This is a genomic window from Sphaerisporangium sp. NBC_01403 (assembly GCF_045040145.1).
GTDB lineage: Bacteria > Actinomycetota > Actinomycetes > Streptosporangiales > Streptosporangiaceae > Sphaerisporangium > Sphaerisporangium viridialbum.
The window spans coordinates 9,493,524-9,518,950 of the sequence record NZ_CP109534.1 but is presented as its reverse complement, the minus strand read 5'-3'; the positions used below and the strand labels follow the sequence as shown (position 1 = coordinate 9,518,950).

25 protein-coding genes and 1 pseudogene are annotated in these 25,427 nt (G+C 69.7%); 15 read left to right on the top strand and 11 right to left on the bottom strand.

The window, feature by feature from the left end; genetic code table 11:
• Positions 1–27 precede the first annotated feature (27 nt).
• The 4 genes from sucD to OG589_RS43070 form a co-directional block, all read right to left on the bottom strand.
• Positions 28–915 (bottom strand): succinate--CoA ligase subunit alpha, encoded by an 888-nt coding sequence (sucD, locus tag OG589_RS43085; protein WP_405144694.1) that lies wholly within the window; start codon positions 913–915, stop codon positions 28–30.
• The gene (gene sucC, locus OG589_RS43080; protein WP_405144693.1) at positions 915–2,093 is read right to left on the bottom strand and encodes an ADP-forming succinate--CoA ligase subunit beta; all 1,179 of its coding nucleotides are present in this window, start codon (positions 2,091–2,093) and stop codon (positions 915–917) included. Before sucC ends, sucD begins: the two co-directional genes overlap by 1 nt.
• A 291-nt stretch (positions 2,094–2,384) precedes the next feature.
• Entirely contained in the window at positions 2,385–2,651 is a 267-nt protein-coding gene (locus tag OG589_RS43075; RefSeq protein ID WP_405144691.1) for a zinc ribbon domain-containing protein, read from the bottom strand.
• Entirely contained in the window at positions 2,648–3,082 is a 435-nt protein-coding gene (locus OG589_RS43070; protein WP_405144690.1) for a MarR family winged helix-turn-helix transcriptional regulator, read from the bottom strand. Before OG589_RS43070 ends, OG589_RS43075 begins: the two co-directional genes overlap by 4 nt.
• Positions 3,083–3,244: 162 nt before the next feature.
• Between OG589_RS43070 and OG589_RS43065 the strand changes: the two genes are divergently transcribed.
• From OG589_RS43065 to OG589_RS43055, 3 genes are read left to right on the top strand one after another with little or no spacing between them, the layout of a single operon-like run.
• On the top strand, positions 3,245–4,126 hold the full coding sequence (locus OG589_RS43065) for a hypothetical protein (RefSeq protein WP_405144689.1): 882 nt from the start codon (positions 3,245–3,247) through the stop codon (positions 4,124–4,126).
• A gap of 39 nt (positions 4,127–4,165) precedes the next feature.
• Positions 4,166–5,053 carry a hypothetical protein gene (locus OG589_RS43060; RefSeq protein WP_405144687.1) on the top strand — a complete coding sequence of 296 codons (888 nt, stop codon included), beginning with the start codon at positions 4,166–4,168 and terminating at the stop codon, positions 5,051–5,053.
• A 22-nt stretch (positions 5,054–5,075) separates the two neighbouring features.
• Positions 5,076–5,963 carry a hypothetical protein gene (locus tag OG589_RS43055; protein ID WP_405144685.1) on the top strand — a complete coding sequence of 296 codons (888 nt, stop codon included), beginning with the start codon at positions 5,076–5,078 and terminating at the stop codon, positions 5,961–5,963.
• A gap of 63 nt (positions 5,964–6,026) precedes the next feature.
• On the opposite strand, the gene pcrA is transcribed toward OG589_RS43055, so the two are convergent.
• Positions 6,027–8,267: a DNA helicase PcrA gene (gene pcrA, locus OG589_RS43050; RefSeq protein WP_405152236.1), complete on the bottom strand. Its 2,241-nt coding sequence runs from the start codon at positions 8,265–8,267 to the stop codon at positions 6,027–6,029.
• Between the two features lie 166 nt (positions 8,268–8,433).
• On the opposite strand from pcrA, the gene OG589_RS43045 reads away from it, so the two are divergent.
• Positions 8,434–9,162: a PIG-L deacetylase family protein gene (locus OG589_RS43045; RefSeq protein WP_405152235.1), complete on the top strand. Its 729-nt coding sequence runs from the start codon at positions 8,434–8,436 to the stop codon at positions 9,160–9,162.
• Here the strand turns inward: OG589_RS43045 and OG589_RS43040 are convergent.
• From OG589_RS43040 to OG589_RS43020, 5 genes are all read right to left on the bottom strand, one after another.
• The gene (locus OG589_RS43040) at positions 9,126–9,932 is read right to left on the bottom strand and encodes a CPBP family intramembrane glutamic endopeptidase (RefSeq protein WP_405144683.1); all 807 of its coding nucleotides are present in this window, start codon (positions 9,930–9,932) and stop codon (positions 9,126–9,128) included. The genes OG589_RS43045 and OG589_RS43040 overlap by 37 nt on opposite strands.
• Positions 9,929–10,195: a WhiB family transcriptional regulator gene (locus tag OG589_RS43035; protein WP_405144682.1), complete on the bottom strand. Its 267-nt coding sequence runs from the start codon at positions 10,193–10,195 to the stop codon at positions 9,929–9,931. The genes OG589_RS43040 and OG589_RS43035 overlap by 4 nt, the downstream gene beginning before the upstream one ends.
• 110 nt (positions 10,196–10,305) lie before the next feature.
• Positions 10,306–10,992: a neutral zinc metallopeptidase gene (locus tag OG589_RS43030; RefSeq protein WP_405144681.1), complete on the bottom strand. Its 687-nt coding sequence runs from the start codon at positions 10,990–10,992 to the stop codon at positions 10,306–10,308.
• Between the two features lie 46 nt (positions 10,993–11,038).
• Positions 11,039–11,671 (bottom strand): response regulator, encoded by a 633-nt coding sequence (locus tag OG589_RS43025; protein ID WP_405144680.1) that lies wholly within the window; start codon positions 11,669–11,671, stop codon positions 11,039–11,041.
• 37 nt (positions 11,672–11,708) lie between these two features.
• Positions 11,709–12,896: a PspC domain-containing protein gene (locus OG589_RS43020; protein WP_405144678.1), complete on the bottom strand. Its 1,188-nt coding sequence runs from the start codon at positions 12,894–12,896 to the stop codon at positions 11,709–11,711.
• Between the two features lie 187 nt (positions 12,897–13,083).
• Here OG589_RS43020 and OG589_RS43015 point away from each other — a divergent pair, with 187 nt between their 5' ends.
• The 10 genes from OG589_RS43015 to OG589_RS42970 all read left to right on the top strand — a co-directional run bounded on the left by OG589_RS43015 (position 13,084) and on the right by OG589_RS42970 (position 23,256).
• A complete protein-coding gene (locus tag OG589_RS43015) occupies positions 13,084–14,592 on the top strand; it encodes a PspC domain-containing protein (protein WP_405144676.1) in 1,509 nt (502 codons plus the stop codon).
• Positions 14,582–14,758 carry a hypothetical protein gene (locus OG589_RS43010; RefSeq protein WP_405144674.1) on the top strand — a complete coding sequence of 59 codons (177 nt, stop codon included), beginning with the start codon at positions 14,582–14,584 and terminating at the stop codon, positions 14,756–14,758. The genes OG589_RS43015 and OG589_RS43010 overlap by 11 nt, the downstream gene beginning before the upstream one ends.
• Before the next feature lie 41 nt (positions 14,759–14,799).
• On the top strand, positions 14,800–15,396 hold the full coding sequence (locus tag OG589_RS43005) for a CGNR zinc finger domain-containing protein (RefSeq protein ID WP_405144673.1): 597 nt from the start codon (positions 14,800–14,802) through the stop codon (positions 15,394–15,396).
• A 110-nt stretch (positions 15,397–15,506) separates the two neighbouring features.
• Positions 15,507–15,950 carry a VOC family protein gene (locus tag OG589_RS43000; protein ID WP_405144671.1) on the top strand — a complete coding sequence of 148 codons (444 nt, stop codon included), beginning with the start codon at positions 15,507–15,509 and terminating at the stop codon, positions 15,948–15,950.
• Positions 15,950–16,843 carry a pyridoxamine 5'-phosphate oxidase family protein gene (locus tag OG589_RS42995; protein ID WP_405144669.1) on the top strand — a complete coding sequence of 298 codons (894 nt, stop codon included), beginning with the start codon at positions 15,950–15,952 and terminating at the stop codon, positions 16,841–16,843. The genes OG589_RS43000 and OG589_RS42995 overlap by 1 nt, the downstream gene beginning before the upstream one ends.
• The gene (locus OG589_RS42990; RefSeq protein ID WP_405144668.1) at positions 16,840–17,292 is read left to right on the top strand and encodes a nuclear transport factor 2 family protein; all 453 of its coding nucleotides are present in this window, start codon (positions 16,840–16,842) and stop codon (positions 17,290–17,292) included. The genes OG589_RS42995 and OG589_RS42990 overlap by 4 nt, the downstream gene beginning before the upstream one ends.
• 208 nt (positions 17,293–17,500) lie before the next feature.
• Positions 17,501–17,992 carry a (2Fe-2S)-binding protein gene (locus OG589_RS42985; RefSeq protein ID WP_405144667.1) on the top strand — a complete coding sequence of 164 codons (492 nt, stop codon included), beginning with the start codon at positions 17,501–17,503 and terminating at the stop codon, positions 17,990–17,992.
• A gap of 50 nt (positions 17,993–18,042) precedes the next feature.
• Entirely contained in the window at positions 18,043–20,394 is a 2,352-nt protein-coding gene (locus OG589_RS42980) for a xanthine dehydrogenase family protein molybdopterin-binding subunit (protein WP_405152234.1), read from the top strand.
• A gap of 34 nt (positions 20,395–20,428) precedes the next feature.
• A complete protein-coding gene (locus tag OG589_RS42975; protein ID WP_405144666.1) occupies positions 20,429–21,412 on the top strand; it encodes an FAD binding domain-containing protein in 984 nt (327 codons plus the stop codon).
• An 89-nt stretch (positions 21,413–21,501) separates the two neighbouring features.
• Positions 21,502–23,256: a glycoside hydrolase family 15 protein gene (locus OG589_RS42970; protein WP_405144664.1), complete on the top strand. Its 1,755-nt coding sequence runs from the start codon at positions 21,502–21,504 to the stop codon at positions 23,254–23,256.
• A gap of 108 nt (positions 23,257–23,364) precedes the next feature.
• Here the strand turns inward: OG589_RS42970 and OG589_RS42965 are convergent.
• A pseudogene (locus OG589_RS42965) lies at positions 23,365–24,090 on the bottom strand (amidohydrolase family protein); the annotation flags it as partial.
• A 351-nt stretch (positions 24,091–24,441) separates the two neighbouring features.
• On the opposite strand from OG589_RS42965, the gene OG589_RS42960 reads away from it, so the two are divergent.
• Entirely contained in the window at positions 24,442–25,332 is an 891-nt protein-coding gene (locus tag OG589_RS42960) for an SRPBCC domain-containing protein (protein WP_405144662.1), read from the top strand.
• Positions 25,333–25,427: the final 95 nt, after the last annotated feature.

Sequence of the window (25,427 nt, the reverse complement as noted above, 5' to 3'; positions counted from 1 at the left end):
GTTCTTCGCGTAACTGGGAATGAGACGTCAGCGGGAGCGCATGACCTCGCGCATGAGGCGGGCGGTCTCGCTGGGGGTCTTGCCGACGCGGACGCCGACCTTCTCCAGGGCTTCCTTCTTGGCCTGGGCGGTGCCCGCGGAACCGGAGACGATGGCCCCGGCGTGACCCATGGTCTTGCCCTCCGGGGCGGTGAACCCCGCCACGTAGGCCACGACCGGCTTGGTCACGTGCTCCTCGATGTAGGCCGCCGCGCGCTCCTCGGCGTCCCCGCCGATCTCGCCGATCATCACGATCGCCTCGGTGCCGGGGTCGGCCTGGAAGGCCTCCAGCGCGTCGATGTGCGTCGTGCCGATCACCGGGTCGCCCCCGATGCCCACCGCCGTGGAGAACCCGATGTCCCGCAGCTCGTACATCAGCTGGTAGGTCAGCGTGCCCGACTTGCTCACCAGGCCGATGCGGCCCGCCGAGGTGATGTCGGCCGGGATGATGCCGGCGTTGGAGGCGCCGGGCGAGGCGATGCCGGGGCAGTTCGGCCCGATGATGCGGGTCTTGGCGCCCTTGGAGATCGCGTAGGCCCAGAACTCGGTGCTGTCGTGGACCGGCACGCCCTCGGTGATGACGACGGCGAGCGGGATCTCGGCGTCGATCGCCTCGATGACGGCGGACTTGGTGCCCGCCGGCGGGACGAAGATCACGGTGACGTCGGCGCCCGTGGCGGCCATGGCCTCGGCCACGGTCGCGAAGACCGGGAGCTCGACGCCGTCGAAGTCAACGGTCGTGCCGGCCTTGCGGGGGTTCGTACCGCCGACGACCTTGGCACCGGCCTTGAGCATGCGACGGGTGTGCTTCGACCCCTCGGACCCCGTGATGCCCTGGACGATGATCTTGCTGTTCTCGGTCAGCCAGATTGCCATTACGCACCTACCGCAGCGAGCTCGGCGGCGCGCTTGGCCGCTTCGTCCATCGTGTCGACGAGTTCGACGCGGGCCAGTGCCGCGTCGGACAGGATCTGCCGCCCGAGGGTGGCGTTGTTGCCGTCCAGCCGGACGACGAGGGGGTGGGTCACGGTCTCGCCCCGGTCGTCGAGCAGCTTGAAGGCCGAGACGATGCCGTTCGCGACCGCGTCACACGAGGTGATGCCGCCGAAGACGTTCACGAACACCGACTTGACGCTCGGGTCGGAAAGGACGATCTCCAGGCCGTTGGCCATGACCTCCGCCGAGGCGCCGCCGCCGATGTCGAGGAAGTTGGCCGGCTTCTGCCCGCCGAACTGCTCGCCCGCGTAGGCGACGACGTCGAGGGTCGACATGACCAGGCCCGCGCCGTTGCCGATGATGCCGACGGAACCGTCGAGCTTGACGTAGTTGAGGTCCTTCTCCTTGGCCCTGGCCTCGAGCGGGTCCTCCGCGGCCTTGTCGGCGTAGGAGCCGTGCTCGGCCTGGCGGAAGGAGGCGTTGTCGTCGAGGGTGACCTTGCCGTCGAGCGCCTTCACCTGACCGTCCTGGGTCAGGATCATGGGGTTCACCTCGACCAGCGTGGCGTCCTCGTCGACGAAGACGGCCCAGATCTTCTCGATGATGTCGGCGGCGCCGTCGAGGGCCGCCTCGGGCAGGCCACCCGCCTGCGCGATCGCACGGGCCCGGTCGCGGTCGACGCCGGTCAGCGGGGAGACCGGGATCTGGGCGACCTTGTCGGGCGACGTGTGCGCGACCTCTTCGATCTCCATGCCGCCCGCGGCGGAGCAGATGGCGAGGAAGGTGCGGTTCGCGCGGTCGAGCAGGAAGGAGAAGTAGTACTCCTCCGCGATCGCGCTGGCCTCCTCGACGAGGACCTTGTGGACCGTGTGACCCTTGATGTCCATGCCGAGGATGTCGGTGGCCTTCTGCTCGGCGTCAGCGGCGTCGGAGGCGACCTTGACGCCTCCGGCCTTGCCTCTGCCCCCGGTCTTGACCTGGGCCTTGACGACAACGCGACCGGTCAGCTGCTCCGCTGCCGCGCGTGCCTCCTCCACGGTGTGCGCGACGACGCCGCGCGGCACCGGGATGCCATATTCCGCGAAGAGCTCCTTCGCCTGATGTTCGAACAGGTCCACGAGGGTCCGTCCTTGCTTGTCCGGCTGACTTCTTCTCTACGTTGAGGACCAGACCTCGGGGCACCCGCGATCTGCCGGAAGCCTGGCCTCAGAAGCCTAGCCGCCACCGGGACCTGGAACGCTCGCCGGGGGGCCTTTAACCCGTGGCAGTGGGTAATGAGATACGGCAAATTTCCACAAATTTCACAAAAGACCGTCCTGACCCGCTTTTGTCATGACCGGTCCCACTTACTCCCGAGCCGGCGTCGGGTCGCCCCCACTCCGGCCGGGGATGTCACTTCGCTTTCGCCTCTATCGCGCCTCTTCGCGAAGCGCCGGATGGTCGCGCCAGGCGGGCAGCGTGCGCATGTACGCCTTGGTGGCCGTCTCCGCCTCAGCGCGCGACTGGCCGGTGCGCTGGGTCTGCCACTGCACCATCCGCTTGAACCGCTCCTCGAACGGCTGCAGGGCCCCCTCGGGCGCGCAGTGCGCGCACCAGGTGCCGTCCGGGTGGCCGGGCGCGTGGTCCTCGGCGGTCGCCATCGGCATCCCGCAGCTCTCGCAGGTCTCGACGCTCATCTTTCTTCCTCTCCGAGAAGGGCCCGCAGTCCCTCCACGAGCCCTCGCCTTTCCTGTTCTGTCATCCGCCTCACCGCCCGCGCCAGCGCGTCGTCCTCCAGGACTCTCGGACGCACGGCCGCCGCGGCCGTACGGCCCTCGTCGGTCACCCAGACGAAGACGCGGCGCCGGTCGCGCTCGTCCCTGATGCGGGCGACCAGCCCGCGCTCCTCGACCCGGTCGACGAGCTCGGTGGTCGCGGCCCTGGACAGGCGCAGGTGCTCGGCCAGCTCTCCCACGGTGAGCGGGCCCGAGGCGGTCAGGTGCCCGAGGACGGCGTGCATCCGGGCGGTCAGCCCCGATCCGGCCACGGGCCGGGCCGACGCCTTGAACCGCCGATAGATCGCCGGATACAGCCGGGCGATCTCCGCGGCCGCCTCTTTCTCCTCCATGGCCCCCATAAAGTTCGTACCTTGATATTTCGTACACGAACCTTAATTCGCCCAGAAGCCATCTGTCCAGTACGAGTCGTGATTTTCCCGTGATCTTGACTCGCGAGAATGCTCGGACCCTCGACGACGGGGAGAGGGTCTTACAACGGGAGGAACCCCCCAATGAGGCGATTGATCGCCCTAGCCGCGACCGCTCTGGTGGCACCCGCGCTGGCGATGGCCGCGCCGTCCACCGCGCACGCGGCCCCCACCACCGCGAAGGCGGCCCCCAAGAACGCCGTCGAAGCCCTGCGGCTGCAGTTCGCGAAGAAGACCACCGTCCGCATGGACGAGGACACGCGCATGAAGCTCGACGGCAAGGACCTGTTCCGGTACCGCCAGGTGGGCGTCCTGCGCTTCGGGAAGTCGGGTGTCGACGCCTACGACACCAAGACCGTCTCGAACTTCGGCGGCGAGGGCGGCGACTCCACCGTCCGCATGATCGTCGTCGACGGCAAGGCCTACCTGAAGAGCCCGCTGTACGACGACCTCCTGCCCGCCGGCCGGACCTGGGTGCGCACCAGCGCCCCCTCGGGCGGGAACAGCACCAGCAGCCTGATCGACGTCCTCCAGCCCAAGGTGCTGAAGGCCGTCCTCGGGAGCACGAAGGCCAAGGGGAACGGCGGCAAGGTCGGCGGCGCCAGGACCACCCTGCTCCGCGGCTCCATCACGCTGGCCCAGCTCGCCAAGGTCTCGCCGACGGTCGCCGACCTCGCCAAGTCGCTCAAGACCAAGAAGACCGTCACGCTGCCCTGGAAGATGTGGGTCGGAGGCGACCAGCTTCCCCGCCGGTTCCAGACCGTCTTCCCGCTGTCCACCAGCCCGCTCGTCGGCGACATCTCCATCACCACCGACGCCCGCTTCACCTCCTGGGGCGGCAAGGTCGCCATCAAGGCGCCCCCGGCCGACCTCGTCGTCGACGAGAAGGACCTCGAAGGCGACCTTCCTGAGACGACCCCCGACTTCACCACCACCATCACCGGCATGGCCACGCGGGAGCGCTGAGCACTCGCCCCCAGCCATCCAGCAGAGGAAGAATTGTCCATGAGGCGATTGATCGCCACACTCACCGGAGTCGCCGCGGCCGTGCTGATCGCTCCGGCGACCGCTACCACCGCGAACGCGCAGGCCAAGGCCGCCACTCCTCTCGACGCGCTCACCCAGCGGCTCGTCAAGGACCATGGCATCAAAGTGACCAGCCGCTACACCCTCGGGTGGAAAGGCAAGACGGAACTCGACTGGCGAGAGAGCGGCAGCGTCCAGCTCGGCCCAGCCGGGATCGTCGCGTCGGACACGACGGGCAGGTACGTCCGGTACCCCGACCGCAAGCAGGCCAAGGAGATGGCGAAGCCAGGCCGCGCCCTCGCCCTCCAGAACGCCACCTACGTTTCAGGCCCGTACTACGAATCCTGCCTGCCCGAGGGGAAGACCTGGATCCGGTACACGGGCAAGCATGCCCTCGTACCCGGCCCATCGACCTTGGTGGACATCCTCGACCGCCGGTCGTACAAGGCCCTGCTCGCCACCACCTCGGTCAAGCGTCCCGGCGGAAAGGTGGACGGAACGGCGACCACGCTGTACACCGGCTCCATCGCCTACGGCACGGTGTACAAGCTTTCCCCGGTGCTCCAGAAGATGCCAGGCTGGAAGCCGAACGCCGCCCTGGCGAAGGTCAAGGTGGGCTGGAAGCTGTGGCTCGGGAAGGATCTGCTCGCCCGTCGCCTCATCACCACGTTCGAGCTGAAGGCGGGCCGCGACTTCTCATCATGGAAGAACGTCGTGGACACCAAGTACTCGTCGTGGGGGGCGAAGGTCTCTCTGACGGCACCTTCCGCCAGCGAGGTGGTCGACGAGAACGACCTCGGCACCGACCTTCCGGACAGCCGTGATCTCACCACGATGGTCCCGAGCATGGCCTCGCCCGAGCGCTGATCGCCCCACAGGACGGAAGCTCATGATCAAACGATGGGGCGCCCGGCTCACCGGAGTGGTCGCGGCGGCACTGATCGCGCCGGCGCTGGCCACCGCCGCCAACGCCCAGGCCAAGCCCACCGACCCCGTTGACGCACTGCACAAGCAGTTCGTCGCGGGCCACGGGGTCAAGGTCAGCCACCACTCCGCGTTGCTGAGGGCCGGCAAGCCCCTGATGGAGGGGTTCACGACCGGGAAGCTCGGGTTCGCACGCTCCGGCATCGTCTCCTCGGACCTCACCAGCAGGTATCACCTGAGCGGTGCGGAGTTCGAAGGGCTCGAAGATCTGCAGACGCCGGTCCGGCAGATCGGTGTAGGCGGCAAGACCTATGCCAGCGGGGAGACCTACAAGCCCTACCTCCCCGTGGGCATGAGCTGGGTGCGGTATGCCGGGACGCCGTTCACCACGCAGACGGGTCTCGCGCCCGACATCGACCTCGCCGAGCATCGGACCTACCAGGGGTTGCTGGCCACCACCAACGTGAAGAAGCCCGGCGGCACCATCGACGGGACCGCGACCACGGTCTACGCCGGCACGATCACGGCGGCCAGGCTGCGCGAGCTGTCCCCCGCGACGAAGAAGCGTCTTGGCGGCCTCTCGGAGACCGCCACCAAGGTCGACTGGAAGCTCTGGCTGGGACGCGACCTGCTTCCCCGCAGGTTCTCCGTCACCCGCGTCGATCACGACAAGGAGTTCGGCGAAGTCAAGCAGGTGACCACGTCGAACTACTCCTCGTGGAGGGCGAAGGTCGTCATCACGGCTCCGCCCGCCTGGGAGGTCGTCGACGCGAAGGACCTTCCCAAGGAGCCCTTCACCCTGCCGGACCCGACGTTCGCGGTTCTCCCGGACGCGGCCGGCGACACGCCATAGGCGGCAGGACCGCTGACGACCAAGGCCCGGTGACCGAAGTCACCGGGCCTTTCGTGTCGGCCCTCAGAGCTTTTCGAGGGGGGCGTAGGCGAGGAGGAGGGTCTTCTCGCCGCCGGAGCCGAAGTCGATCTTGACCTTGGTCTTCTCGGCCATGCCGTCGACGGTCACCACGGTGCCGAGCCCGAAGGTGTCGTGGGAGACGCGGTCGCCCGGGCTGAGGTTCGGGATCACCCGACCGCCGGCCTTCTTGGGGGCGGGAGCCGTGCGGCTCTGGCGCGAGGTCGCGGCGCTCCAGGCGCTCTTCTCGGGGTCGCTGCGCCAGTCGAGCAGGTCGGACGGCACCTCGGCGAGGAACCTGGACGCGGGGTTGAACGCGGGAGACCCCCACGAGCTGCGGACTGCGGCACGCGAGACGTAGAGCCGCTGCTGGGCCCGGGTGATGCCGACATAGGCCAGGCGGCGCTCCTCCTCCAGCTCACGCGGCTCGCCGAGGGACCGCATGTGGGGGAAGACGCCGTCCTCCAGGCCGGTGAGGAACACCACGGGGAACTCCAGCCCCTTCGCGGTGTGCAGGGTCATCAGCGTGACGACGCCCTGGTGGTCCTCGCCCTCGGGGATCTGGTCGGCGTCGGCCACCAGCGAGACCTGCTCCAGGAAGTCTACGAGCGTGCCCTCGGGGTTGGCCTCCTCGAACTCCTGGGCCACGGAGATGAGCTCGTTGAGGTTCTCCAGCCTGCTCTCGTCCTGCGGGTCGCCCGAGGTCTCCAGCTCGGTGCGGTAGCCCGTGCTGGACAGGACCTCCTCGGCCAGCTCGGAGATCGGCAGCTCCTTGCTCCGCAGGTCGTCGAGCAGCGCGACGAACTCCCTGATCGCGTTGAGGGAACGGGTGGCCAGGCCGGGGGCCTCGTCCGCCCGCCGGAGTGCCTCCCAGAAGCCGACGCGCTCACGGCCCGCGAACGCCTCGACCATCGCCTCCGCCCGGTCGCCGATGCCGCGCTTGGGAACGTTGAGCACGCGCCGCAGCGACACCATGTCGGTGGGGTTCGCGAGCACCCGGAGGTAGGCCAGCAGGTCGCGGACCTCCCTGCGCTCGTAGAACCGCACGCCGCCGACCACCTTGTACGGCAGGCCGGTGCGGATGAAGATCTCCTCGAACACACGGGAGGCGGCGTTGGTGCGGTAGAAGACCGCGACCTGGCCGGGCGTCACGTCGTCCTCGTCGGAGAGCCGGTCGACCTCCTGGGCGACGAACATGGCCTCGTCGTGCTCGTTGTCGGCGACATACCCGATGATCTTGGGCCCGGCGCCCTGGTCGGACCAGAGGTTCTTGGGCTTGCGGCTCTCGTTGCGCGAGATCACGGCGTTGGCGGCCGACAGGATCGTCTGGGTGGAGCGGTAGTTCTGCTCGAGGAGGATCGTGCGGGCGTCCGGATAGTCGCGCTCGAACTCCAGGATGTTGCGGATCGACGCGCCGCGGAAGGCGTAGATCGACTGGTCGGCGTCGCCGACCACGCACAGCTCGGCGGGGTCGACGGAACCCCGGATCAGGTCACCGTCGGCGGTGCGCACCTCTGGCCGGCCCACGAGCTCTCTGACCAGGATGTACTGCGCGTGGTTGGTGTCCTGGTACTCGTCGACCATGACGTGGCGGAACCGGCGGCGGTAGTGCTCGGCCACCTCGGGGAAGAGCTGGAAGAGCGTGACCGTGAGCATGATGATGTCGTCGAAGTCCATCGCGCCGGCCTCGGTGAGCCTGCGCTGGTAGCCGCGGTAGGCCTCGGCGAGCGTGCGCTCCAGATGCGTCTGCGCCTTCTCGGCGGCCGTCTCGTAGTCGATCAGCTCGTTCTTGAGGTTGCTGACCTGCGCGGAGAACGAGCGCGGGGGGTAACGCTTGGGGTCGAGGTCGAGCTCGCGGCAGACCATCGCCATCAGCCGCTGGGAGTCGGCCTGGTCGTAGATGGAGAAGCTGGAGGTGAACCCCAGCCGCTTGGCCTCCCTGCGCAGGATGCGGACGCAGGCGCTGTGGAAGGTCATCACCCACATGGCCTTGGACCTCGGGCCGATGAGCTTGTCGACCCGCTCCTTCATCTCTCTGGCGGCCTTGTTGGTGAAGGTGATCGCGAGGATCTCCTGCGGCTGCACGTCGCGCTCGGAGAGCAGGTAGGCGATGCGGTGGGTGAGCACACGTGTCTTCCCCGAGCCGGCACCCGCGACGATCAGGAGCGGGCTGCCCGCGTGGACGACGGCGTCACGCTGCTGCGGGTTGAGCCCGTCGAGCAGCGGATGATCAACGGTGGGGTTCATGGCTCGGGTCGACACGCCCCTAGATTATGGCCGCCCACCGACACTGGCAGCCTGTTCGGGCACCGCCCCCGCCGCCGGACGGCCCGACCGGCCGGGCATTGGGCACTCAAGCTGGAAATATCGAGAGATGGTCAATTGTTCACCGCCCTGTGAACCGAGGAGGACGATCGTGACCGCACTTGACGACGACGACATCAGCACGATTCTCGTGGTGACCGCTCACCCTGACGACGTGGACTTCGGGGCGGCGGGCACGGTCGCGACGTTCACCGACAAGGGTATCCACGTCGTGTACTGCATCGTGACCGACGGCGACGCCGGTGGGTTCGACCGCGCCCTGGACAACGGCGGCATGGCCGCGCTGCGGCGGGCCGAGCAGACCGAGGCCGCCAGGCGGGTCGGGGTGAAGGACCTGCGTTTCCTCGGCTATGCCGACGGCACCGTGGAACCGACGCTCGGCCTGCGCCGCGACATCGCCCGGGTGATCCGCCAGGTCCGTCCCGACCGGGTCATCACCTCCTCGCCCGAGCGCAACTACGCCCGCATCGGGCCGAGCCATCCCGACCACCGGGCGGTCGGCGGCGCGACGCTGGACGCGGTCTACCCCGACGCGCGCAACCCGTACGCGTTCCCCGAGCTCCTCGTAGAGGAGGGCCTGGAGGCATGGACGGCCCGCGAGGTGTGGCTGACGGGCGGCCCGACGCCGAACCACTACGTGGACATCACCTCGGCCGTGGACCGCAAGATCGCGGCCCTGCGGGCGCACGAGAGCCAGGTCGCCCACCTGGACACGCTGGAGGACTTCGTCAAGGGCTGGCTCTCGGCCACCGCCCAGGCCGCCGGGCTTCCCGAGGGCAGCTACGCCGAGGGCTTCCAGGTCGTCCCGACCGCCTGAGGGCTCCGGCCGCTCAACCGGTCCAGATGCCTCGCGGCCCTGGCGGCGAGGAACCCGAGCGAGTTCGTGGCCAGGTGGAACAGGGACGGCGCCGGCAGCCCCCCGCGCCGCCGTAGCTCGTGGAAGAACACCCCCGCGAGCCCCGTGGACACGACGGACCCCACGACGAGCCGGGCCGCGCCGTCACCGCGAGAGCCCCCGTCGGCGAGGCCGCCGAGCGCGGGGTTGGCAGCCGCCATGTCCATGGCCGGGAGGATGTGCCAGAGCCCGAAGAGGGCCGAGGATCCCGCGACGGCCACCCCCGCACCGTACGAGCGGCGCAGCACTGCGGGCAGCACTCCCCTGAACCCGACCTCCTCCAGCAGGACCGTGCCCAGCGGGACCTGGACCAGGATCTCCTCCGCGAGGCGGGCGCGCGACAGCCCGAGCGCCCGCTCGTCGCGGAAGAAACGCCGGGTGCGGGGCAGCAGGACGCCGCCGGTGTACACCGCGGCCACGGCGCCCGCGAGCGCCGCTCCGATCTTCACGCCCCTGGCGCCGCCCTCGAACCCGATCTCGGCCCAGGACAGGCCCGACCGCCGGGCCAGGACGACCAGCGTGCCCGCCGCGAGGGCCGAGGTCACCGGCGCGAGCCGCCGGGCGACGCGGTTGTTCAGCACGTTGGCCACCACGAGCACGCCCACGGCGGCGGGCAGGAGGCGCGGATCGTCACGCGCCGGAAGCTGATCAGCCGTACCCAAGGCCGTGACGCGCCGGGAAGCCCGTGTCATGAGGCGGCGCGCTGTCTCCAGCCACGGGGGAAGCGCAGGCGGCGGCGCTCGGCCGTGGTGAGGCCGCCCCAGATGCCCTCGGACTCCCCCGCGCGCACGGCATAGGCGCGGCACTCGGCGATCACCGGGCACGTGGCGCAGATGGCCTTCGCCCGCGCCTCCTGATCGGGGAACGGGGCGTCGGGGAAGAACAGCTCGGGATCGGCCCCCCGGCAGGATCCCCGGGCCGCCCAGCCGGCCCCGCGGACGAATTCAGTAGCCATGACCACCTCCCTGGCCTGCGTCTGCACCGCCAGGCTACGGGCCGCCCCGGGACGGCACATCCATCTGACGGCGTATCCGGGAACCTCGCCGGTCCGCATCTCGGCGTATGTCAGCATGCGTCGACGCCGCTGTTGTAACCGGTGGCGAACGCCTGCTGGCGCTGGACCGGGGTGCCGTGGGCGTCCTCCCGCCACCACGCCTCGCTCGGGTCGCCCGCCGCCGCGAGATTGGTGAGCAGCTCGGCCTCGTCGCCGCTCTCGGCCTCCAGCATCTTGGCGTCGATCATGCCCCTCAGCGCGCCGCCCGCGTAGCAGTCGGCCTGGAGCTCGCGCTGGATGCTCAGGCTGAAGTCGCGCATGAGCTGCGCCTGGATGGCATGGCCCAGCTCGTGGGGGATGATGACGTACACCGCCCCGTCGCCCATCTTGTCGTAGAGCGAGCGCATCCACGCCTCGTCGTACGCGACGAAGTGCCCGACCGGGCAGTAGAAGGCGTTGCCCGGCACGGCGGGCTGGCCGCCGCAGGCGGGACCGTTCTCCCCGGAGTACGCCATGAACCCCTGCAGAGGACGGTAGATCCTGCCCGAGGCCTCGAACCTCCGCTGCCAGTAGCGCTCGGTGAAGGTGCGCGCGAGCTGGACGTCCTCCTCGAACGTCTGCCCGAGGGCCAGGGGCGACCTGGACGCCTTGGACGAGGGGCTCGGCGCGGAGATCTGGTCCTTCCCCGAGCCCAGGGACGAGCAGCCCGCCGCGAGCACGGCTGCGAGTAAGAGCGGCAGAAGCGCGCGAGTGGTCACCCGGCCAATCTTGGCCGACCCGTCACGCTCCTGCCCGGGCATTGGTCTACACGAGACGCCGGGCGGTGGCCCAGCGGGACAGCTCGTGACGGTTGGAGAGCTGGAGTTTACGCAGGACGGAGGAGACGTGGGTCTCGACCGTCTTCACCGAGATGAAGAGCTCCTTCGCGATCTCCTTGTACGCGTAACCCCGCGCGATCAGCCGCAGCACCTCGCGCTCGCGCGTGGTCAGGGAGTCGAGCTCGGGATCGATGGAGGGCGCCTCTGTGGAGGCGAAGGCGTCCAGCACGAACCCGGCCAGGCGGGGAGAGAACACCGCGTCGCCCTCCGACACCCGGACGATCGCGTCGGTGAGCTCACGTCCGCTGATCGTCTTGGTGACGTACCCGCGGGCGCCGCCGCGGATGACGCCGATCACGTCCTCGGCCGCGTCGGAGACCGAGAGCGCAAGGAAGCGGACGGAGGACCCCGAGCCGAGCACCCGGCGCAGCACCTCCTGGCCGCCGCCCCCGGGCATGTGGACGTCGAGCAGGATCACGTCGGGCTTGAGCGCCTCGATGGCCGAGACCGCGGACTCGACGTCCTCGGCCTCCCCGACCACCTCGATCTGGGGGCCCAGCTCCGCGCGCACCCCGGACCGGAAGAGCCGGTGGTCGTCCACGATCAGTACCTTGACCATACTCACGGCTCCCTCGAACACCGGGTCAGATCGTGGATCACGACTGCTCCCGCTTCATCGTCAGCATTACTTCGGTTCCCTCGCCAGGCCCGGTCTTGATCCGCGCGCTGCCGCCATGGCGCTCCATACGGCCGATGATCGACTGTCGGATGCCCATACGGTCGTCGGGAACGTCCTCCATATTGAAACCCTTGCCGCGGTCCCTGACGAACACGGTGATCTCGCCCGCCTCCACCTCCGCGTAGACGGAGATCACCGGCGCCTCGGCGTACTTCGCCGCGTTGACCATGGCCTGCCGCGCCGCGTGCAGCATGGCGCGGAGCCCGTCGTCCAGGTCGCAGTCGCCCACGCAGACGATCTCGATGGGCACGCCGTGCTCGTCCTCGATCTCGGCGGCGACCCGGCGCACGGCGGCGGCGAGGGACACATCGGCGTCCGCCTTGGGCTGGTAGAGCCAGTTGCGCAGCTCGCGCTCCTGCGACCGGGCCAGCCGCGTGACCTCGAAGGGGTCGCCCGCGTTGCGCTGGATGAGCGTGAGCGTGTGCAGCACCGAGTCGTGGACGTGCGCGGCCATCTCGGCGCGCTCCTCCTGCCGGATGCGCTCGCGGCGCTCCCTCTGGAGCTCCTTCCACAGGCCGGTGAGCCAGGGGGCCGCGATCAGCGCGATGCCGCCGACCACGACGGCGGTGAACACCAGCCCCGGGCCGGCGTCGGCGAGCTTGCCCTGGGCGGCCAGGAACCCGATCGCGCCGATGACCACGAGAAGCAGGCCGAGGGCGGTGCGGATCCACGACCGCCGCACCTGCCGCACCGCGTCGGTCATCCAGCGCTGGCGGCGACCGGGCTCGGCCTGCTGCCAAAGGATCAGGGTGCCGATGCCGCCCACGGCGATCGACCAGGTGCCGATGCCTCCGGTGGACGCGCCCGTGAGCCAGCCGAAGGCCGTGAGGGCCATGCCGAGCACGCCGTACGCGGCCACCTGGCCCCAGTCGCGGCCGGGCGGCTCCCCTTCGTACTGCTCGCGCGGCGTGAACATCCACAGCGCGGCGTACGCGAGCAGGCCCAGCCCGTCGAGCACGCTGAGCAGCACGAAGGCCAGCCGCAGCACGACAGGGTCGAGCCGGAGCTGGGCGGCGGCGCCTTGGGCGACGCCCGCGACGAGCCGGCCTCGCATCGGCCGGACCATGCGCGGGTACGCCTCGGGAATGGTGGGGGTCTCAGACATCTCTGGAGCATCGTCACACGTGAAAGGGGCATCGTGCATCAGGGCGCTCCCTGACTCCTGCCCTGAGGGGTCCGGGACGAGTCAGGGGTCTCCCGGATGGTGAGCGGGACCTGTTCGCGGCCACGATGGAGCCATGACCGAAGCAGGCAGTCCCGACACGACGCTGGAGCCAGGTAGCTTCCCATCTGTGGATGAGGAGCGTGTGCTCAAGCGTACTGACGAGGGGCGCATGCTCACGGGGGTGTGCGCCGGGCTCGGCCGCTACACGGGGATGGATCCGGTCATCTTCCGCGTGGGCTTCGCCGCCCTGGTCGTGGGGTCCGGCATCGGCATCATGCTGTACGTCGCGGCGTTCCTGCTGATGAGGAGCCCGAACGGCGGCCCGGGGTACGCCGAGCAGTGGAGCCGCAGGGTCTTCGACACCGAGACCGTGATGGCGTTGCTGGCTGCGGTCTTCGCGTTGGGCCTGATCATCAACCTGGCGGCCGACGGCATCAGCACCGCGACGGTCGTCGTGGGCACGCTGCTGGCGGTCGCCCTGCTGGCGGCGCACGCACGCGGCGTCGATCTGCTGGCCCTGGCCAGGAGCCTGCCTGAGCGTCTCAGGGGAAAGCGCGGCACCCGGCCGGTCCCCGAGCACTGGGCGAACGCTCCTGTGGGGGGCCGTCCGTTCTCATCGGCTCCGGACGCGCCTTTCACCTCGTCCTTCGCCGCGCCTCCGCCCGCCCCACCCGCCGACGCGGTCCCTGGCGCCGGCGCGGGGCCGGGCATGGGGCAGGAGTACCGCCGGCTGTCCGACCTGGCCAAGGACGCGCAGGACGCTCCGCCCAGGATGGAAGACGCCCCCATGGCACCGCCTCCCCCGGCGGCGCCGCCGGCTCCTGTCGTACCGGAGAGTGCGGTCCCACCAGTTTCGTCGCGATACGGGCCTGTCCGGTTGGGTTCGGGGGGCTTCGACTCCTCGGGTGAGCCGTTCGCCCCGCGCGGTCCCTACAGCCGGTACGCGCCGCCCCAGCCGTACGAGCCGCACGACTGGGGTTACGGCAGAGGCGGCGCCGGCCTGGCAAGGCCTGACCGCCCGAAGCGGCCGAAGTCCTTCATCGGCGCGCTCACGATGCTCGTCGCGCTCGTGGTCGGAGGGATCATGGTGGCCACCCAGTCGTCCTCCAGCACGTTCAACCTGCCGGTGGTCGGTGGGGTCGTACTCATCACGATCGGCGCCGGGCTGCTGATCGCGACCTGGTTCGGCCGGGGCGCCGGCCTGGTGGCGACCGGCACGATCATGTCTCTTCTCCTGGTGGCGGGGTCGACGGTGAACGGTATTCCGAAGAAGATCGGCAGCTACACGTGGGAGCCGGTCGACAGCTCGCAGGCCGTGCGCTCGTACTCGGTGGGCATCGGCGACGGCACCCTCGACCTGCGCGAGACCAAGCTCGTGCCCGGGTCGCGCACCCGGTTCGACGCCTCGGTGTCCATCGGGGAGATCAAGATCATCGTGCCCCGCACCGCCCGCGTGGAGGTGTTCGGCTACACGAGGCTGGGGGACGTGAAGATCGAGCACACGGTGCAGGGCGGCGCGGACGTCCACCACGACAAGGTGCTCGAACCCGACGTGACCCCGTCCGGCACCGTGCCGGTCATCGAGCTGCACGTCAAGGCCGGCATCGGCGACGTGGAGGTGCACCGTGCGGCATAGGACCGACTGGCTGTCGCTGCTCGCGGGCCTGCTGTTCATCGGCATCGGCATCCGCTACCTGACCCCGCCCACGCCCGACACGCTGGTCATGGCGCTGATCCTCGTCTTCGGGCTCGGCTTCGCCGGGTTCGTGGGCATCATCGCCAAAGCGGTGCGCAAGCGCTGACCCTAACGGAACACAGGCTGCGGGCACGTTAGGATGGACGGATGTCCGAGCCCCTGGTCCTGCTGTTCACCCAGACGATCCGGGCGAGCCGGCTGAACCGCGGCGAGATCTCGGACTTTCTCGCCGACACGGACGGCCTGACCGCGTGGGTCAGGGACCACGCCGGCGAGCTCGGAGTCGACCCCGCCCGCTTCACCGCGAGCGACTCCCTGCGCGACGAGGTGGTCGAGCTCCGGCAGGCCGTACGGGCGCTGTTCGCCAGGGCCGTGGCACCCGGGCCGCCCAGCTCCGCCGACCATGCGCGGCTCCCGAAGTTCACCGAGGCGCTCGCCACGGTGAACGCGGCGGCGATGGCCGTGCCGCTGGCCCGGCGCCTCGAATGGCCGGAGGACTCCGGCCCCGTCGCGACAACCGTGCCCGCCGCCCCGGCGAGCGAGTCCGTACGGCTGCGCGCGGCGCTGGCCACGGCGGCGATCGAGTTCCTCGCGAGCCCCGACCGGCACAGGCTCAGGTCGTGCCCGGCGCCCCGCTGCGTGCTGTATTTCGTCAAGGACCACGCCCGCCAGGAATGGTGCTCGGTCAGCTGCGGCAACCGCGCCAGGGCCGCCCGCCACTACCGCCAGCACCGCGACGACTGACCAGTTCTAACGGATTGATTCATCGCCATCCGTTAGGTTACGCTCGCCTTGATGTCCTAACGGAACCACACCAGTGATTCCGTTACAAGTCTCGGGCGAAGGGCGACCACATGGCTTTCCAGATCGGGCATGTCGGACTCAATGTGACCGACCTCGACAGGGCCAAGCAGTTCTACCAGCGCGTCTTCGGCTTCGACCTCAACTTCGAGTCCACGGAGGGCGACCGGCGGTACGCCTCCCTCGGCTACGACGGCACGTCAGTGCTGACCCTCTGGCAGCAGAGCGAGGGCCGCTTCGCGACCGGCCTTCCCGGCCTGCACCACGTCGCCTTCCAGGCGCCCGACATGGACGCCGTGCGCCGCGCGGAGGCCACGCTCCGGGAGATCGGCGTGGAGTTCGCCTACGAGGGGGTCGTCCCGCACGCCAAGGGAAGGCAGTCCGGCGGCGTCTTCTTCCAGGACCCGGACGGCATCCGCGTGGAGATCTTCGCCCCAACCGGCGCCGAAGCGCTGACGGCCCCCGTGGAGGACGCCCCGACCTGCGGGTTCTTCTGATGGAGCACGCCGGCGAGCTGCTGCTGCAGCGCCAGGCCGGCATCACCAAGCCTCTGGGCTCGGCCCGGGCGCGCCCCGAGATCCCGCCCGCGGCGGCGGCCTTCCTCCGGGCCCAGCGCATGCTGGTCATCGGAAGCCCCGACGGCCGGGGGCGGGTCTGGGCGGGCACGCTCACCGGGCCCGAGGGGTTCGCCGACCCGGTGGGCGAGCGGCTGATCGAGATCGGCGCGCTGCCCGCCGGTCCCCTCGCCGGGCTGTTCGAGGAGGACCACGACATCGGGATCCTGGGCATCGAGCCCGCGACCCGGCGGCGCATGCGGGCGAACGGCCGGGCGCGCCGCGAAGGAGACCGCCTGGTCGTGCGCACCGAGCAGGTCTACTCCAATTGCCCCAAGTACCTCCAGAAGCGCGAGCCGGCCCCCTCCGCGACCCTGGCGAAGGGGACTGTCACCGTCGGGGACAGGCTCACCCAAGCCCAGCGGCGCTGGATCGGCACGGCCGACACCTTCTTCGTCGCCACCCACGTGGACGGGCTGGGCAGCGACGTCTCCCACCGGGGAGGCAACCCCGGGTTCGTCCGGGTGGCAGGCGACCGGCGGCTCTCGTGGCCCGAGTACCCCGGCAACCTCATGTTCATGACCCTTGGGAACCTGCGGCTCAGCGCCGCCTGCGGGCTGCTCTTCCTCGACTGGGAGAGCGGGCACGGGCTGCACCTCACCGGCCGGGCGGCCATCGCGGGCGACGGGGTCGCCTTCGATGTGGACGAGGTCGTGGAGGTGCCGGGGGAAGTGCCGCTGACCTGGAGGTTCGTCGAGTTCTCACCGCTCAACCCAGAGGTTTCGTTCCCCGCCGAGGCCGGTATCGATCAAGTCCTAGGGGAGGACCGCCGATGACATCTCTGACACCGCCGTTCACGGACGAGACCGCGCCGATGAAGGTCCAGGCGGCCGAGGACGCCTGGAACACCCGCGACCCGCACCACGTGGCCCTCGCCTACACTCCCGACTCGGCCTGGCGCAACCGCTCCGAGTTCGTGACCGGGCGCGACGAGATCACCGAGTTCCTCACCCGCAAGTGGTCCAGGGAGCTCGGCTACGCGCTGCGCAAGGAGCTGTGGGCGTTCACCGGCGACCGCATCGCCGTGCGCTTCCAGTACGAGTGCCACGACGCGAGCGGGCAGTGGTGGCGCAGCTACGGCAACGAGCTGTGGGAGTTCGACGAGCACGGCCTGATGCGCCGCCGCGAGGCCAGCATCAACGACCTGCCGATCGACGAGAAGGACCGCCGGATCTTCGGCCCCCGCCCTCCCGAGGAGCACGGCCGGCCGTTCCCCCTCGCCTGAGGGCGCCCGAGAGGGTTTTACCGGCACGGGGGTTGACCCGGGATATCAGGAGCGTACTTTCGCATTTGTCGGTTCTCACCATCCACTCCACTCATCCGTTGGTGCGCAGGCCACTCCCACCGTCACTCTGCCGAAGGTCACCTCCATCGAGGTTCGCACTGGTCAGCGCACGGCAATAGATCAACCGGCCTGCGTGCCTGGAGGGCAAATGACCCGGATCTCCGTCACCGTCGACGGCGTCACGTACGAGGAGGAGGTGGAGCCACGCCTGCTCCTCGTCCACCTCCTGCGTGACCGGCTGGGAAAGACCGGCACGCCGATCGGCTGCGACACGAGCAACTGCGGCGCCTGCACCGTCATGCTGGACGGCAGGACCGTGAAGAGCTGCTCCGTCCTCGCCGTCCAGGCGGACGAGGGCGACGTCCTCACCGTCGAGGGCCTGTCCTCCGGCGGCCGGTGGCACCCCATGCAGCAGGCCTTCCACGAGGAGCACGCGCTCCAGTGCGGCTACTGCACCCCGGGCATGATCATGGCGGCCATCGACCTGCTGAAGGACGACCCCGACCCCTCCGACGAGGCGATCCGCGAGGGGCTGGAGGGCAACCTCTGCCGGTGTACCGGCTACTGCAACATCGTCCGGGCCGTACGGCGGGGCGCGCAGAGCATGAGCGGCCAGGAAGAAGCGGTGAGCGGCCGATGACCGAGGAACTCGACGCCGGATTCGTGGCGCGGCGGATCGCCGAGGGCGACATGCTCAGCGAGCCCGCCCCCGGCAGGCACGAGGTCGGCGCGGCCCGCCGGCGCAAGGAGGACGCGCGGCTGGTCACCGGGCGCACCCAGTGGACCGACAACATCCAGCTCCCCGGCATGCTGTACGTGGCGTTCCTGCGCAGCCCGATGGCGCACGCCCGCGTCACCCGGGTGGACACCTCCGCCGCCCGGAGCAGGCCCGGGGTCGTCGCGGCGTTCAGCGGCCGTGATCTCGCGGGCGAGCAGGGCAGCCTGCCGTGCGCATGGCCCGTCACCGAGGACATCGTCATCCCCGACCACCCGCCGATGGCGGTGGACGAGGTGCGGTACGCGGGCGAGGCCGTGGCCTGCGTCGTCGCGACCGACCGGTACAAGGCGACCGACGCGCTGGAGGCCATCGAGATCGACTACGAGCCCCTGCCCGCCGTCCTCGACATGACCGAGGCCCTGAAGGAGGACGGCCCCAAGGTCCACGAGGAGGGCAACCGGGCGTTCGTCTGGAAGTTCGCGCAGGGCGACATCGACGCGACCTTCCGCGACGCACCCGTGATCGTCGAGCGCACGTTCGTCCAGCAGCGGCTCATCCCCTCGGCGATGGAGCCGAGAGCGGTGGTCGCGCAGACCGACGGCGACTCCTTCACCCTGCACTCGTCCACGCAGATCCCGCACATCCTGCGGATCATGCTGGCGCAGGTCACCGGGATCCCCGAGCACAAGCTGCGCGTGGTCGCGCCCGACGTGGGCGGCGGGTTCGGCTCCAAGCTGCAGGTCACCGCCGAGGAGGTGCTGCTGCTCCTGCTGACCAGGCGGCTCGGCAAGCCGGTCAAGTGGACCGAGTCGCGGTCGGAGGGCAACCTGACCGTCCACCACGGCCGCGACCAGCTCCAGCGCATCTCCGTGGCCGCCGACGCCGAGGGCCGCCTCAGGGGCCTGCGGGTGGACCTCCTGGCCGACATGGGCGCCTACCTGATGCTGATCACTCCCGGCATCCCGATCCTCGGCGCGTTCATGTACAACGGCATCTACAAGATGGACGCCTACGACTTCACCTGCACGGGCGTGTTCACCACCAAGATGCCGACCGACGCCTACCGAGGCGCGGGCCGTCCCGAGGCGACGTTCGCCATCGAGCGGATCATGGACGAGCTGGCCGCCGAGCTGTCCTTGGACCCCATCGAGGTACGGCGGCGCAACTGGATCGCCCACGAGGAGTTCCCGTACACCACGATCGCCGGCCTGACCTACGACTCGGGGAACTACGAGGCCGCGACGGACAAGGCGCTGTCCCTGTTCGGGTACGACAAGCTGCGGGCCGAGCAGGCGGACCGGCGCGACCGGGGCGACACCGTCCAGCTCGGCATCGGTGTCTCCACCTTCACCGAGATGTGCGGCCTCGCGCCCAGCCGGGTGCTCGGCTCGCTCAGCTACGGCGCGGGCGGGTGGGAGCACGCGTCCGTGCGCATGCTGCCGACCGGCAAGGTGGAGGTCGTGACCGGCACCAGCCCGCACGGGCAGGGCCACGAGACGGCCTGGAGCCAGATCGTGGCCGACGCCCTCAGCGTGCCCTTCGAGGACGTCTCGGTCCTGCACGGCGACACCTCGATCTCCCACAAGGGCATGGACACCTACGGCTCCCGCTCGCTGGTGGTCGGCGGCGTCGCCGTGCTCCAGGCCTGCGACAAGGTCAGGGAGAAGGCCAAGGTCATCGCCGCCCACCTGCTGGAGGCGTCCGCCGACGACATCGAGTTCGCCGGGGGCTCGTTCAAGGTGCGCGGCACCGGCTCGGGCAGGACCATCCAGGAGGTGGCGCTGGCGACGTTCGCCGCCCACGACCTCCCCGACGGCGTCGAGGCGAGCCTGGACTCCGACGCCACCTACGACCCTGACAACTTCTCGTTCCCGCACGGCACTCACCTGTGCGCGGTCGAGGTCGACACCGAGACCGGGGCCACCAAGATCAGGTCGTACGTCGCGGTGGACGACGTGGGCAACGTGGTCAATCCGCTGATCGTGGAGGGGCAGGTCCACGGCGGCCTGGCCCAGGGCATCGCCCAGGCGCTGTTCGAGGAGGCCGTCTACGACACCGAGGGCAACCTGCTCACGACGACGATGGCGGACTACCTGCTGCCGTCGGCGTCCGACCTGCCCGACTTCGTCACCGACAGGACCGAGACGGCCGCCACCTCCAACCCGCTCGGCGTCAAGGGGGTCGGCGAGGCGGGGACGATCGCCTCGACGCCCGCCGTGGTCAACGCGATCGTCGACGCGCTCCGCCCGTACGGGGTGAACGACGTGCGAATGCCCTGCAGTCCAGAACGGGTATGGCGAGCTGTGCAGGGAGCCACCTCATGATCCCCGCTTCCTTCGACCGCGTGGGGGGCACCTCATGATCCCCGCTTCCTTCGACTACGTCCGCCCGTCGTCGCTCGGTGAGGCCGTGGAGGTGCTCGCGGACGCCGGAGACGAGGCCAAGGTGCTCTCCGGAGGGCAGTCGCTGCTGCCGCTGCTCCGGCTGCGACTGGCCTATCCGAGCCTGCTCGTCGACGTCGGGCGGCTGGACGAGCTGCGCGGCATCCGCGACGAGGACGGCCACGTCCGCATCGGGGCCGCCACCACGCACGACGAGGTGGTCCGCTCGCCGCTCGTCAACGCCGAGTGCCCGCTCGTGGCGCTGACCACCGCGACCGTCGCCGACCCGGCCGTACGGCACCGGGGCACGTTCGGCGGCTCGCTGGCCCACGCCGACCCGGCCGGTGACCTGCCGGCCGTGGCCGTCGCGCTGGACATGGAGTTCGTGATCCACTCCACGTCCGGGGAGCGGGTCGTGGCGGCGCGGGACTTCTTCGTCGACTACCTGGAGACGGCTCTCGAACCGGGCGAGATCCTCACCGCGATCCGGGTGCCCAAGCTGGGTGAGGGCTGGGGCTTCCACTACGAGAAGTTCCACCGCACCGCCCAGGCCTGGGCGATCGTCGGCGTCGCGGCGGCCGTACGGGTCTCCGGCGGGACGGACGGCGACCCCCGCCGCATCGAGGAGGCCCGCGTGGGCCTGACCAACATGGGCTCCACGCCCATACGCGCCACTCAGGTCGAGTCGGCGGTCGCCGGCGCCGAGCTGAACGGCTCCCACGGCCTGTACGGCTCCGTGGCCAACGGCTCGGCCGGTGCGAACGGCTCGGGGAAGGTCAACGGCTCCGGCTCAGGGGCGCACGGGGGCCCGAGCGGCGGGGACGCCGTGAGCGAGGCCGCCGCCAAGGCCGACCAGGGCACCTCACCCTCCGGCGACCTCCACGCCGCCCCGGACTACCGCAGGCACCTGGCCCGAGTCCTCACCCGCCGCGCCCTCATCTCAGCCGCCGCGACCGTCTAGATGCCTCTCCTACCGCATCTGGTCCTGATCGGAGGTACGTCCCTCACCCCGCACTGAACGAAGAGCACCCTGCGGGTAGCGTGTTCCACATGCGGATCGAGGACTACGCCCTCATCGGGGACACGCAGTCAGCCGCCCTCGTCGGTCGCGACGGATCGATCGACTGGCTCTGCCTCCCTCGGTTCGACTCCCCCGCATGCTTCGCCAAGATCCTCGGCGACGAGTCCAACGGGTTCTGGCGGCTGGCCCCCGCCGGGCACGAGGTGGCCACGCGACGCGCGTACGCCAACGACACGCTGATCCTCGAGACCGTATGGGAGACCTCCACGGGGACCGTCAGGGTCATCGATTTCATGCCTCCCCGGCACGGCAACCCCGACCTGGTCCGGATCGTGGAGGGCGTGTCCGGAACGGTGGACATGACCGTAGAGATCAGCATCCGGTTTGACTACGGCAGGATCGTCCCTTGGGTCCGCCGCTTCGACGGCCACCTCCACGCCATCGGCGGGCCCGACTCGGTCTGGATCCACGCTCCCCTTCACCTGGAGGGCAGCGACTACCGGCACACCGGCACCTTCACGATCGCCGCAGGGCAACGCCAGGCGTTCGCGTTCACGTGGCACCCCTCGCACCAGCCGGAACCCGACGGCATCGATCCCAGCGAGCAGCTCACCGAGACCAGGCTGTTCTGGGAGGAATGGGTCTCCCACTGCCGGCTCACGGGCCCCTGGCGCGCCGCCGTGGTCCGCTCCCTCATCACGCTCAAGGCGCTCACCTACAGCCCGACCGGCGGCATCGTGGCGGCTCCCACCACGTCGCTGCCCGAGCATCTCGGCGGGGTCCGCAACTGGGACTACAGATATTGCTGGCTGCGCGACGCCGCGATGACACTCGACATCCTCACCGACTCCGGATACATCACGGAGGCGGGTGCCTGGCGTGACTGGCTGCTCCGCGCCATCGCGGGCCGCCCGGAGGACCTCCAGGTCATGTACGGCGTGGCAGGCGAGAGGCGCCTCCCAGAGCAGACGCTCGACTGGCTTCCCGGCTACGAAGGCTCCCGGCCGGTGCGGATCGGCAACGGCGCGGCCAGCCAGCTCCAGCTCGACGTCTACGGCGAGGTGCTCAGCTGCCTCTACCAGGTCCGCAAGCATGGGCTGGCACCCCACGACTACGCCTGGTCCACTGTCCGCCAGCTGATGGACTTCCTCGAGCGCAGCTGGGACCAGCCCGACGAGGGCCTGTGGGAAGTCCGCGGCCCGCGGCGCCACTTCGTCCATTCCAAGGTCATGGCGTGGGTGGCGGCCGACCGGAACATACGGGTGGTCGAAGAGCTCGGCCGCACCGGTCCCGTCGAGCGCTGGCGGGCCATGCGGGGCCGGATCCACACCGAGGTCTGCGACAAGGGCTTCGACCCCGAGCGCGGCACGTTCACCCAGTCGTACGGCTCTCGCGAGCTCGACGCGTCGCTGCTCCTCATTCCGATCGTCGGCTTCCTGCCGCCGGAGGACCCCCGGGTCATCGGCACGATCGACGCGATCAAACGCGAGCTGATGACCGACGGCCTCGTGCTGCGCTATTCGATCTCCGAGAGCAACGACGTCGACGGGCTTCCCGGACCCGAAGGCGCCTTCCTCGCCTGCAGCTTCTGGCTGGCCGAGGCGCTCACCCTCGTCGGCCGCAAGGACGAGGCGATGGAGCTGTTCGAGCGGCTGCTGGCCCTCACCAACGACGTGGGCCTGCTCGCGGAGGAGTATGACCCCGTCCAGGCGCGCCAGCTGGGCAACTTCCCTCAGGCGTTCACCCACGTCCACCTGATCCGTACGGCTCAGGCACTCAGCTAGTGTGATGCGCCGGAAACTTCAGGGGTAGGTCACACCCCTGTCGGCATGTCGCATCCTGGCCCTTCCGCCGTGGAGATCGCGTTGTCCGCGGCTACTCGCTGATCTCGGTCAGAGGCCGAAGAGGCGTTTTGCGTTGTCCCTGCCGATCTTGGCGCGGTCGTTGTGGCTGAGTGGGCACGTGGTGAACCAGTCGACGGCCTCGTTCATCGACTCGTAGGGGTAGTCCACCGAAAACATCACCCGGTCGGTGCCGATGGCGCTGATGGTGTTGTCCAGGCTGCGGGTGTGGAAGTGCCCGCTGGTGGTGACCAGGAAGTTGTCGTTGAAGTACTCGCTGACCCGCCGTTGCGCGGTCCCGAGTCCGGTGCCCTCGCGTTGCTTGTACAGCCGATGTTCCAGGCGTGGTAGCAGGAACGGCAATCCCTCGCCGAGGTGTCCCAGAATGATGTTCAGGTCCGGGTGTGTGTCGAACAGGCCTGAGAGCATCAATCGCACCGCATGAGTGGCCGTCTCGTACCCGAACCCCCAGGCGGAGCCCACCAGCGACTCGTAACCCTCGTACAGGCGGCGTTGGCTTGGCAACGGTTCGCGCGGGTGCAAGTAGAGCGGAACGTCGAGTTCGGCGACCTTCGTCCAGAACGGGGCGTTGTCCGGGTGGTCGAGGTACCGGCCGGTGTCCTGGTCACCGATGTTGGTGTAGCCGTTCACCAGTGCGCCCTTCGCGCCGAGCTCGCGCACCGCCCGCTCGAGTTCGTCCGCCGCGGCCTGCGGGTCCTGCAGCGCAACCGTGGCGAAGAACTCCCTCTGCCGAAGGAACTTCCTCCGATCTGCCGTGACACGATCTTTATTTCTGCCGAACTGTCATACTTCGACCTGCCGAACCCTTGACCCCTACCGATCCACCATGCGCGTCGGCGTGTACGACCTGGGCGCTGGGGTGCCCGATCTCAAGCACATGCCACGGGAAGAGCGTACAGACGGCGTGTTGGACGAGGTGCTCCGGAGGATGCGTGAGGTGGAGGAACCCCTGAATCTCGATGAACCCCTGTAAGGGATTCGCATGACCCTGGCGTGAGGGGTACGAGAGTAGAAAGGGCACCTCGAATGGTCATAATGTCGCAAGAGCGACAAGGGCCGTCCTGCCGTCCGATCGGCGGGCCGTCACCCTGGAAGAGGAGCGGGTCGATGACGATGCGATTCGAGCACGAGTTCACGGTTCCCGTGCCGATCGAGCAGGCGTGGTCGGTGCTTCTCGATGTCGAGCGGGTCGCTCCCTGCCTGCCGGGCGCGACCCTCGACACCGTGGACGGCGACACCCTGACCGGCCGGATGAAGGTCAAGGTGGGTCCTATCACGGTTACCTACCGGGGCAAGGCGTCCTTCGAGTCGGTCGACAAGGACGCCCACGTGCTCAGCATCAAGGCCTCGGGCAAGGAGGCGCGCGGCACGGGCACCGCCAACGCGGTCGTCAGCGCGGCGCTGACCGGCGAAGGCGCACAGACCAAGGTCACCGTCGAGACCTCGTTCAACGTGACCGGCCGGCCCGCGCAGTTCGGGCGCGGGGTGATGGCGGAGGTCGGGGCCAAGCTCATCGACCGGTTCGCCGCCAACCTCGCCACGCTGCTGCGCGAGACCCCCGAGGAACTGTCCGCCACCGCCGTGTCCGAGGGTGCCGTCCCTCCCCTGTCGGCGGAGCCCGCGCCCACCCCGTTCAACCAGGCCGCCGCCAGCCCGCTGGGCGAGCCGCTGGAGGCGGTACAGCACGTAGAGGCCGCGCAGGTGGACCAGCCCGCGCAGGCAGATCAACCCGCGCAGACCACGGCGGCCGGGCAACCGGAACGGCATCTCACCGCGGTGCCGGACTCGTACGACGCCCCTTACGCCGAGGAGGCCGCCGGGCGGGAGGCGCACCCGGCGGGGACGGCGCGCACGTCCAGGACCGCCGACGAGGAGGCGCTCGACCTGCTGGAGATCGCCGGCCTCCCGCTGCTCAAGCGGGTCGCTCCGGTGGTCGCCGCTCTCGCCCTGGTGATCCTCATCGGCTGGCTGGTACGGCGCGTGGTGACGCGCCGATAGCCCCGCGGGGGCGTTCGGCGATAGGTGATTCAGCCGGTGATACCACCCTCCCGCATGGCGATAAGCGCAAAAGTCGGGCAAGAAGAGGTCAGCAC

Bases quoted from the DNA above. Each gene is read 5' to 3' on its own strand.
- sucD (WP_405144694.1), bottom strand. From the start codon at position 915: ATGGCAATCTGGCTGACCGAGAACAGCAAGATCATCGTCCAGGGCATC.
- OG589_RS43075 (WP_405144691.1), bottom strand. From the start codon at position 2,651: ATGAGCGTCGAGACCTGCGAGAGCTGCGGGATGCCGATGGCGACCGCC.
- OG589_RS43070 (WP_405144690.1), bottom strand. From the start codon at position 3,082: ATGGAGGAGAAAGAGGCGGCCGCGGAGATCGCCCGGCTGTATCCGGCG.
- OG589_RS43065 (WP_405144689.1), top strand. From the start codon at position 3,245: ATGAGGCGATTGATCGCCCTAGCCGCGACCGCTCTGGTGGCACCCGCG.
- OG589_RS43060 (WP_405144687.1), top strand. From the start codon at position 4,166: ATGAGGCGATTGATCGCCACACTCACCGGAGTCGCCGCGGCCGTGCTG.
- OG589_RS43055 (WP_405144685.1), top strand. From the start codon at position 5,076: ATGATCAAACGATGGGGCGCCCGGCTCACCGGAGTGGTCGCGGCGGCA.
- pcrA (WP_405152236.1), bottom strand. From the start codon at position 8,267: ATGAACCCCACCGTTGATCATCCGCTGCTCGACGGGCTCAACCCGCAG.
- OG589_RS43040 (WP_405144683.1), bottom strand. From the start codon at position 9,932: ATGACACGGGCTTCCCGGCGCGTCACGGCCTTGGGTACGGCTGATCAG.
- OG589_RS43035 (WP_405144682.1), bottom strand. From the start codon at position 10,195: ATGGCTACTGAATTCGTCCGCGGGGCCGGCTGGGCGGCCCGGGGATCC.
- OG589_RS43025 (WP_405144680.1), bottom strand. From the start codon at position 11,671: ATGGTCAAGGTACTGATCGTGGACGACCACCGGCTCTTCCGGTCCGGG.
- OG589_RS43020 (WP_405144678.1), bottom strand. From the start codon at position 12,896: ATGTCTGAGACCCCCACCATTCCCGAGGCGTACCCGCGCATGGTCCGG.
- OG589_RS43005 (WP_405144673.1), top strand. From the start codon at position 14,800: ATGTCCGAGCCCCTGGTCCTGCTGTTCACCCAGACGATCCGGGCGAGC.
- OG589_RS43000 (WP_405144671.1), top strand. From the start codon at position 15,507: ATGGCTTTCCAGATCGGGCATGTCGGACTCAATGTGACCGACCTCGAC.
- OG589_RS42995 (WP_405144669.1), top strand. From the start codon at position 15,950: ATGGAGCACGCCGGCGAGCTGCTGCTGCAGCGCCAGGCCGGCATCACC.
- OG589_RS42990 (WP_405144668.1), top strand. From the start codon at position 16,840: ATGACATCTCTGACACCGCCGTTCACGGACGAGACCGCGCCGATGAAG.
- OG589_RS42985 (WP_405144667.1), top strand. From the start codon at position 17,501: ATGACCCGGATCTCCGTCACCGTCGACGGCGTCACGTACGAGGAGGAG.
- OG589_RS42980 (WP_405152234.1), top strand. From the start codon at position 18,043: ATGCTCAGCGAGCCCGCCCCCGGCAGGCACGAGGTCGGCGCGGCCCGC.
- OG589_RS42975 (WP_405144666.1), top strand. From the start codon at position 20,429: ATGATCCCCGCTTCCTTCGACTACGTCCGCCCGTCGTCGCTCGGTGAG.
- OG589_RS42970 (WP_405144664.1), top strand. From the start codon at position 21,502: ATGCGGATCGAGGACTACGCCCTCATCGGGGACACGCAGTCAGCCGCC.
- OG589_RS42960 (WP_405144662.1), top strand. From the start codon at position 24,442: ATGACGATGCGATTCGAGCACGAGTTCACGGTTCCCGTGCCGATCGAG.